6 protein-coding genes are annotated in these 8,048 nt (G+C 65.3%); 3 read left to right on the plus strand and 3 right to left on the minus strand.

The window, feature by feature from the left end; all coding sequences use genetic code 11:
• Window positions 1-408: 408 nt before the first annotated feature.
• Window positions 409-2,061 (plus strand): hypothetical protein, encoded by a 1,653-nt coding sequence (locus ACTJK8_RS23690; RefSeq protein ID WP_440762601.1) that lies wholly within the window; start codon window positions 409-411, stop codon window positions 2,059-2,061.
• Between the two features lie 79 nt (window positions 2,062-2,140).
• Here the strand turns inward: ACTJK8_RS23690 and ACTJK8_RS23695 are convergent, their stop codons facing one another.
• Window positions 2,141-2,824, minus strand: a complete 684-nt coding sequence (locus ACTJK8_RS23695) for a hypothetical protein (RefSeq protein ID WP_306419126.1) — start codon at window positions 2,822-2,824, stop codon at window positions 2,141-2,143.
• 362 nt (window positions 2,825-3,186) lie between these two features.
• Window positions 3,187-4,143, minus strand: a complete 957-nt coding sequence (locus ACTJK8_RS23700) for a class I SAM-dependent methyltransferase (RefSeq protein ID WP_059409951.1) — start codon at window positions 4,141-4,143, stop codon at window positions 3,187-3,189.
• Between the two features lie 787 nt (window positions 4,144-4,930).
• Between ACTJK8_RS23700 and ACTJK8_RS23705 the strand changes: the two genes are divergently transcribed.
• Window positions 4,931-5,428: a DUF6894 family protein gene (locus ACTJK8_RS23705; protein ID WP_012322534.1), complete on the plus strand. Its 498-nt coding sequence runs from the start codon at window positions 4,931-4,933 to the stop codon at window positions 5,426-5,428.
• Between the two features lie 68 nt (window positions 5,429-5,496).
• Here the strand turns inward: ACTJK8_RS23705 and ACTJK8_RS23710 are convergent, their stop codons facing one another.
• On the minus strand, window positions 5,497-6,171 hold the full coding sequence (locus ACTJK8_RS23710) for a sigma-70 family RNA polymerase sigma factor (protein ID WP_063111458.1): 675 nt from the start codon (window positions 6,169-6,171) through the stop codon (window positions 5,497-5,499).
• Between the two features lie 214 nt (window positions 6,172-6,385).
• On the opposite strand from ACTJK8_RS23710, the gene ACTJK8_RS23715 reads away from it, so the two are divergent.
• On the plus strand, window positions 6,386-7,846 hold the full coding sequence (locus ACTJK8_RS23715) for a helix-turn-helix transcriptional regulator (RefSeq protein WP_440761956.1): 1,461 nt from the start codon (window positions 6,386-6,388) through the stop codon (window positions 7,844-7,846).
• Window positions 7,847-8,048 lie beyond the last annotated feature (202 nt).

Genomic DNA, 8,048 nt, shown 5'->3' on the forward strand with positions numbered 1-8,048 from the left:
TCCCGACGCGAGAGGCTCAGCCTGGCTCTTCGACGGGCGAATCCACCGCAGCCGGTCTGCCGAGGCGATTCGGCTGGTCGAACGCTGTTCACGGAAGGCAGCGTCCTGTCAGCAGGTCGACCCAGTCCTCGTCGCACCGCCGCGGCCCGTCGTATCATGGGTGGGCCGCTCTGGGATCGGCAAGACTCGCCACGCGGCGCGCGAGGCCGCACGGAGGGACGCTTGGGATACGGGATTTCACTTACGCGTCGCGGTCTTCTCATCGCTCTTTGCTTCGCTCAGGGCACGGTCTGCGCAGGGGGGGTCGATTCTGGAACGACACCGCCGACGCCCGGAACGAAGCAGAATCATCCCGTCGAGGATGGCAATCGGCAGGGAGAGACCAGTGCCGTTCGCTCAGACGCGACTTTGGGATTTACGCCACCGAGCGGCGTCGTTAGTCGCGCCGACCTCGCGGACCCGATCAACAGCCCGCTCGTCTCGAAGTTCAGAACCGTTCTGGCGACCTACGATGACTTTGCCGCCCACGGCGATGGCAAGGCTTGGACGGAATCTGCCGACGTGTGTCCGGCTCTCAACGCTGCGTTCGCCTTCCTCAACGCGCGCGGGGGAGGAACCCTTGTGCTGCCTCCCGGCGCGGCTCGCTGCGCGACGTCATTGCGTGCGCCCAACATGTCCCGCATCAAGATTATCGGCCAGGGTGCAGGTGCCTTCTCCATCGCGGGAACCGAGTTGAAATGGGTCGGTGCGCCCGGAGCCGTGATCGTCGATCTGCGGAGTACGACGGCTCAGACACCGGTGACCGCCGTTGCGGTTTCGGATCTGACGCTCAACGGGAATGGGCGCGCGAAGACGGGATTGTTCGTGCGCGGGCTGAAAAATTCCAGAATCGACATCATGGTGCGGGACACGACCGGTCCGGGCGCCGATATCGATGTCGATGAGGCCCGCGGTCCTCTCGCGAAAGGCCCGCTCACAGGACCTGTCTGGGCGGCGGTCACACCGGGATCCGGTGGACGGAGCGGGACCTACACCGGGGTCCCCCTCGCGAACGCGAGCGCGGGAGCCGGAGAGGGCGCCCGCGCGACGATCACGGTCAAGGGCGGTTCCGTATCCGCGATCGACGTCACGGAGGGGGGAGCCAATTACGTGCTGGGCGACGTCCTGACCGTCGAGCCCCCCGACATCGGCGGAACGCGGGACGTGTCCATCACCGTCGCGAATTCCGGCAATGCCGCGTCCTCGTTCCTCGACACATCTCAGAACGAGTGGAAACTCCGCGTGACGCAGCAAGGCAGAGCGAGCCTGAAGGCACAGGGCGTGCGCATCGGACCGGGGTCGCCGTGGCTCGACACCAACTCGAGCCAGTGGATCAATGTGTTGACATTGACCCAACAGGGGACGGGGTTCGAGATCGGCAACGCGGATACCAACGAGTTCATCTTCATACGCGCCGATCGCGAAGGACATACCGGGATTGGGGTCGACCTGAAGGGCGGAGTCTGGACGTCACCGTCCTCTGCCCGGGCCAACCGCTTCGGGACAATCTCGGCGACGGGCGGCTTAGTCGCGCGCGGCGGGCCACGGCCGAGCGTCAGGAATGTCGTGGCCAAGTACAATACCGAGAGCGGTGAGGCGCCGCCAAAATGGGAGGATGGTGCGGGCGTCAACATCACCGATGATAACGGCCAGTCCATCGGGAATACTGGGTTCACGACGAATCTCGCACGAACGGTCTACACGCCCGCGGTCGCACGCGGCGGTGCGGCCGCCGCCTCAGTCTCGGCCACGGCCGATTACCGCCGATTCGGTCGAGAGATCCTCGGTATTCGGCTGGATATTAAAGTCACGGGCGGCTCGGGCTACATCACGGCCTCGCTTCCCTGCCAACCGTTCAAGGACACGGTGTTGACTGGATTCGACCGAGCGACCGGTCGCTCCGTCCAGGGCCGGATCGGTTTCGCCGATCCGAAGGTCTACATCTACAGCATGGACGGGACAGTGCCGGCGAGCGCCAACGCTCAGCCGCTGCTCACCGGCGATCTGGAATGCAAGGATTGACGCCGATGCTATCTCCTGACGGTCAGAGACGCCGGACCGGCCAGCTCTAGGTTTCCCCCGAGCACTGATGACTGGTCTATCAAATCTGGTTCTCCCGAGGCAGGACCGTCCGGGCCAGTTCCTGGCCATCCGCGGAGCGGCGGATCACGATCGTCTGCTCCACGTCTTTTTTCAGGGGCGGAAAGAACGCGTATGTGAAGCCGTGATGCGCGTTGCCGATATTAGCCTCGCGCAGATCCGGACGGAATTTGCCAGCAACGACCGTATTGACGGGTGATCGGTTGACGACGATGGCGATCACCGTCGGTGAATTCGGGGAACATGGTGTGAAGGCCCACCCGCGGATCCGGCTGTGATCAGCCTCGTCGATGAAGCCTTGCAGCGGTACGTGATCGTGCGACTCCGGAGAGCCGGGCGCGCCCTGAGCCTGTGAGGTCTCTTTCTGCCCCACCTGAGTCGGCGGGGCGCCCGGTTTGTAACCGCTCCGTCCTTCGGCAAGGCCGTTCTGCAAGAAGTGGATCAGCGGATTCTGTCCCGCGGCGGCGACGTCCGGGTTCGCCGCGAGGTAACCCGCCGTGCTGAAGCCGGCGCTGGGGTCGCGTCCTTCCGTCCACCCATGGTTCAGAAAATGCTGAAGTGGATCTAGACCGGCCCTACGAACGTCGGGGTTACGATCCAGGTAGTAGGCCGGATCGAAGCCGGGAAGCGGGTTAGCAAACAGCGGACGGCGCTGATTGGACGAGATCGGCAATCGAAACTTCATGGGCAATCCGCGCAGCCAGCGATCGTCCTCGGTCTACCATAGCGCGTGACGTCGCAAGCCCGGCACGCGGAATTCGAGCCGGCATGAGCGTGGCAGCACCATATGTGTCGCGGACTCTCCGCACGAGGCGGCTGGGTCGGTTCGGCATAGACGCCGGAAACGCGCGCCATGTGTGCTGCCCCGATGATGTCAGGTGTCGGTGGCTTCGCCGAGCCTTCATCGGGTGCGTGTTCGAGCACGAGATCGGGTGCCGTTCCCGTATCCCGCAGCGCGCTGAGGACCAGATTTCGCGGCCCTTGCGCGGAAGGTTTTCTCTCGCAGTGTCTGACTAATTCAGATGAACCGCGAAACGGCGGTATGATTCACTCGGAAATTCTCTGTGTTTGCTCCGGGCGATGTCTCGCGACGAGATGAAATCCGAGTTCCGGATTGGCGCGCGCATCCCAATCGTGGGCGCGGGGATTGCCTGATCCGCGCGGATAATCGCGAAGCTGGAAGGGGCTCTCGATCGGGATCAATCCTGACGCCATGAAAACGTCTTCCCACCAAGCACGGTCGCGAATCGTCGCGTGGAAGTCGTGGCCCGCCTCGTCGCGATCCGCGAAGGTCGCGATGGAGGCGACGACGACCCCACCCGGTCTCAGGTGTCGGCAAATCGAATGCAGCAGCGTGGGTAGGTCCGCTTCCGGTATGTGCTCGAACAATTCCCAAGCCGTGACCAGATCGAACTTCTGGCACTCTCCGGCCTCGTCTTCGACGCGGAACGGGAAGCGCACGTCGGCGGTGAAGAGACGATCCGGAATCGTGCGCCACTCCGCACGCTGCTCCTTCCGCGACCAGTCCGAGCCTTCGATCCCGATCGAGAAATGTCCGCGTTGGGTGAAATCCCAGACGAGCCCTCCACCGGCCGAACCGATATCGAGGTGACGCAGGCGGCTGCCGAACTGGGTTTCGCAGGCTGCGACGAAGCGCGGGGACCGGGTATTGTCGACGGCCGTGCCTCTCGGAAAGAGATGATCGGGCGTGTCGTCGGCCAGCGCTTTCGCGGTCACGACACGCACGTTCACGGGTTTCACCTCGCTTCTCCTGATCACGGCTTCCAAGATGTCCCGCTGCCGATCCTCGCATTCGAGAACGAATCGGTCGAAGCGCGATCTGAAATCGTTCCAATTGAGTGCGTCGTAGTAGAAGTGCGTTTGAAGCGCTGAGATCCGCTCTACGAGCGCGTCGAGCTTCGCTTCGATAGCCGCGACACGGTCGAAGGGGGCGTCGTCGGGCGTCTCGAACCTCGGCTCACGAGCCACGTCTCTGCTGTCCACTCACTCTCTCCGTTGCCGGGCCGGAGCCCATCGAGCCGACAGGCATGGTTGCATATGTCCAGCGTCCGAGAAGATACCATGCCAAGCAGAGGAAAACATAAAATTACGCGACGACTTGGGTTGCTTTGCCTGTGAATGGAATCTTGCCTGTTCGTCAATTTTCACTCAGAAGTTGACAATCAAAATCGAGACCTGAGCATTGTGGTTGCCTTGCAGCCGCGTCTGGGATTGATGCGGCCTCCTATCGCCGCGTCTTCTGGCGTCGTGATGGGTCAATCGACTGTTGAGGTGGCCAACTGTGATTCCCTTCGACACTCCGACCGCATCGCTGCGCGGATTGGGCTTTGCCGTCGTGGCGAGTGATGTCGATGATTCGCTGGCCGCTGGGTCTTGAACGCGGCATCGTCGCGCCACGTGCTGGCTCGATCGGCTCACCGCAGGATCCCGACCGGCGCCGGGTCGCGATGCACGGAGCGCTGATCGCGCAATCGCGACAGTCGATCGGAGGGTTCACGAAAGTGTGTGCACGCGCGCGAGAGGCCCTGGGAGTGGAATATTAAATTTTTCTCCAATCGGTCGGTGATCCATCGATCAGCGCAGGACCGAGGCTGGAATTTACGCGCGCCAGCGTCATGGCTGCGGGGCCTTGAGGTTCGATTTGCTGGTTGTGCGGTTCTTCGAGGCGGATCGGACGAGTGCGCACCTATTGCTTATCCCTTCTTGCGGACCCGAATGTTGGCGTATACCCCGATGTGATTGAGCCGGCGTGGGATCGGGGGCTGGGGGGATGCTGCTGGTTGTCATCTCGGCTGCTCTGTGCAGCGGACTGGCCGTGCTTGTTTTCGGCTGGCAATCGCTCGATTTCCAGACTCTGGTACTGGCGCCCTGCGTCGCCAGCGCGACCGCCGTGCTGGCGGGTGGCGGACTCGCGCTCCTGAGGATCGGAACGTCCCGAAACGCGCAGGATCCCGCGAAGATCTTCGCTATCGCCGGCCTTCAGAGCGGTGATCGCCGCGACCTCCGGCTCGTGCCGCGGCGGCTCTACTTCGATATCGAGCACGATCGCGAGATCATCAAGGACGAGATCGGGATCGAGGCGACGAGCCTCGATCAGGCGCTGGACGACGCCCGCAGCGTCATCCGGGACATGGTGCAGGAGCTTGCCGACGAAGGCTACGGGGAGGACTGGGTGCTGGTCGTGCGCGATGCCAGAGGGACCTCGGTCGCACGCCTGCCCATCGAGCGGGCGCCCGTGCAGGCGCGGTCCGATCGGCGGTCGGCTTGATCATCGGGTGATCTGACGGCGCCCGCGTCCCGGCAGCGTCCGGCACGGCCGACGCATGCGGCCCCGGATCAGCGCTCGCCCAACTCCTGAAGCAGCCGGTCGCGGGCGCGACTGACGCGGCTCTTCACGGTGCCCGCGGGACACCCGATCACGGAAGCGGCGGCCTCGTAGGGAAGGCCGTCGACGGCGACCAGGATCAGCGCCTCGCGATAGGCTGGTTCGAGCCGGTCGATCGCGGCTCGGACCTCCGACAAGCCCATGCAGTGTTCCTGGGCGGCTGGTTCCGAGAGGGCCGTGGCGTGCACGCCGTCGGGATCCGGGACCTCGAGGCGTCGCTTGCGCCGTCCGTTGATGAAGCCGTTGCGCAGGATCGTGAACAGCCACGCCACGAGGCTCGTGCCGGGCTGGAAGCGCTGCCGATGCTCCCAGGCTTTGAGCAGCGTGAACTGCACGAGATCGTCGGCCTCGACGCCGTCGAACGTCAGCGTCAGGGCGTAGCGACGCAGGCGTGGCGCCAGGGCAATCAGATCGTCCTTGAAGGCATGGGGCACCTGCCGCCCGACCTCGGCGGCATCCAGCGCCGCGGACAGCCGGTTCAGCACGGCGGCGAGACGTGGGCCGATCTCGATCGGTGCAACTTCTGAATAGTGTTGTCGCAGCCGTTCAGCCAGCTGCGCGTGGATAGGCGAGATGACGGGATCGGACCTGCCGGTCGGATCGCACTCTTCGTCAGCGGGCTTCACGGTGAAGCTCTGGGTTCGTGGGGACGGAGACATCGCCGCGACGGGCAAGATGTCTCGCTGAAGGGACGCGGACTTATCTCTGGTTGATCTCAACGCCGTCAATGGTGCAGGTATACCAGTGAAAATTGCGGATCTGGTGGAACCGGCTTGTGCGCAACCCGTTTGTGCCCCGCTGCCGCGAGGGCAGTGACGGCAGGCGGGGGGCGCGGGAGCTGTGACGGCGGGGGTCGACAGGCATGAGCTCCGGCAGATCATCGCCGGGTTGAGCGAGGGCGTGATCCTGGTCGAGCCCGACCAGACCATCGCCTACGCCAACGCCGCCGCCCTGGCGATGCACGGCGCCCAGAGCCTCGACGAGCTCGGCCCCACCGTCGACGCCTACCGCGACCGCTTCTGCCTGCGCTACCGCAACCACATCGTGCCCAACCAGTACCCGATCGAGCGCGTCGTGGCCGGCGAGCGCTTCCACGACGTCGTGGTCGAGGTGCGGCGGGCCGACAGACCTGACGTGGACTTCGTCCACTCCCTGCGCAGCCTCGTGGCCACCGACCGCGACGGCAACCCGAGCTGCCTCGCCCTGATCCTCAAGGACGTCTCCGACCAGTTCGAGGCCGAGGAGCGGTTCGAGCGCACCTTCAACGCCAACCCGGCCCCGGCCGTGATCACGCGGCTGTCCGACCTGCGCCACGTCAAGGTCAACCACGGCTTCCTGGAGATGACCGGCCACACCCGCGACGCCGTCATCGGCCGCAGCGTCTACGAGGTCGACGTCCTGGCCGGCGCCCGCAACCGCGACCTCGCCGTCGCGCGCCTCAACGCCGGCGGCACGATCCCGCAGATGGAGGCCTGCCTCGACCTGCCCGACGGCGGCAGCCGCTTCGTGATCGTCGCCGGGCAGCCGATCGCGATGGGCGACGAGCCCTGCATGCTGTTCACCTTCGCCGACCTCGAGCTGCGCCGCAAAGCCGAGGCCGCGCTGCGCCAGAGCGAGGAGCGCTTCGCCACGGCGTTCCGGATGACGCCGGTGCCGACCGTGCTGGTGCGCGCCGACGACGGCCAGGTCACGGGCGTGAACGAGGCGTTCAGCCGGGTCTTCGGCCTGGGCGAGGACCGCGTCGTCGGCCGCTCGCTGGCGGAGGCCGGGCTGTGGGTCGCCGACAAGCAGCGCCTGCAGGTCGAGGCCGCGCTGGAGCGCCAGGGCTACGTGCTGGGCGTCGAGGTCTGCCTGCGCCACGAGAGCGGTGCGAACCTCGACTGCCTGGTCTCGGCCGAGCGGATCACGATCAACGAGACCGCCTTCGTGCTGCTGGTGCTGCAGGACATCACCGAGCGCAAGCACACCGAGCGGGAGCTGTTCGACGCGATCGAGACGGTGATGGCCGACACGTCGTGGTTCAGCCGCGGGCTGATCGAGAAGCTGGCCAACCTGCGCCGGCCGGGCCGGGAGGCGGGCGACGCGGTGGCGCCGAACCTGACGGTGCGCGAGCGCCAGATCCTCAACCTGATCTGCTCGGGGCTCAGCGACGACGCGATCGCGCGCAAGCTCGGCCTGTCGCGCAACACGGTGCGCAATCACGGCGCCGCGCTCTACCGCAAGATCGGCATCCACAAGCGCAGCGAGGCGGTCGTCTGGGGGCGCGAGAACGGTTTTCCCCTGAACATCTCTGACGGATAGATACCGCCATACTGGTACAACCACACCATTGATCGGCCACGCCCGGCGCACATCTTCCGGTCGGCCAGGGTTTTCTCACGCAGGACGGGGCGCCCATGACCGAAGACAGGAAGACACCCTCCGCCGAGCACCTCAAGGGCTCGGTGAAGGAGGCCATCGGCAAGCTGACCGGCGATGCCCGGGCGCAGACCGAGGGCCGGCG

It is taken from the genome of Methylobacterium sp. 22177 (assembly GCF_052045615.1).
GTDB classification, from domain to species: Bacteria; Pseudomonadota; Alphaproteobacteria; order Rhizobiales; family Beijerinckiaceae; genus Methylobacterium; species Methylobacterium radiotolerans.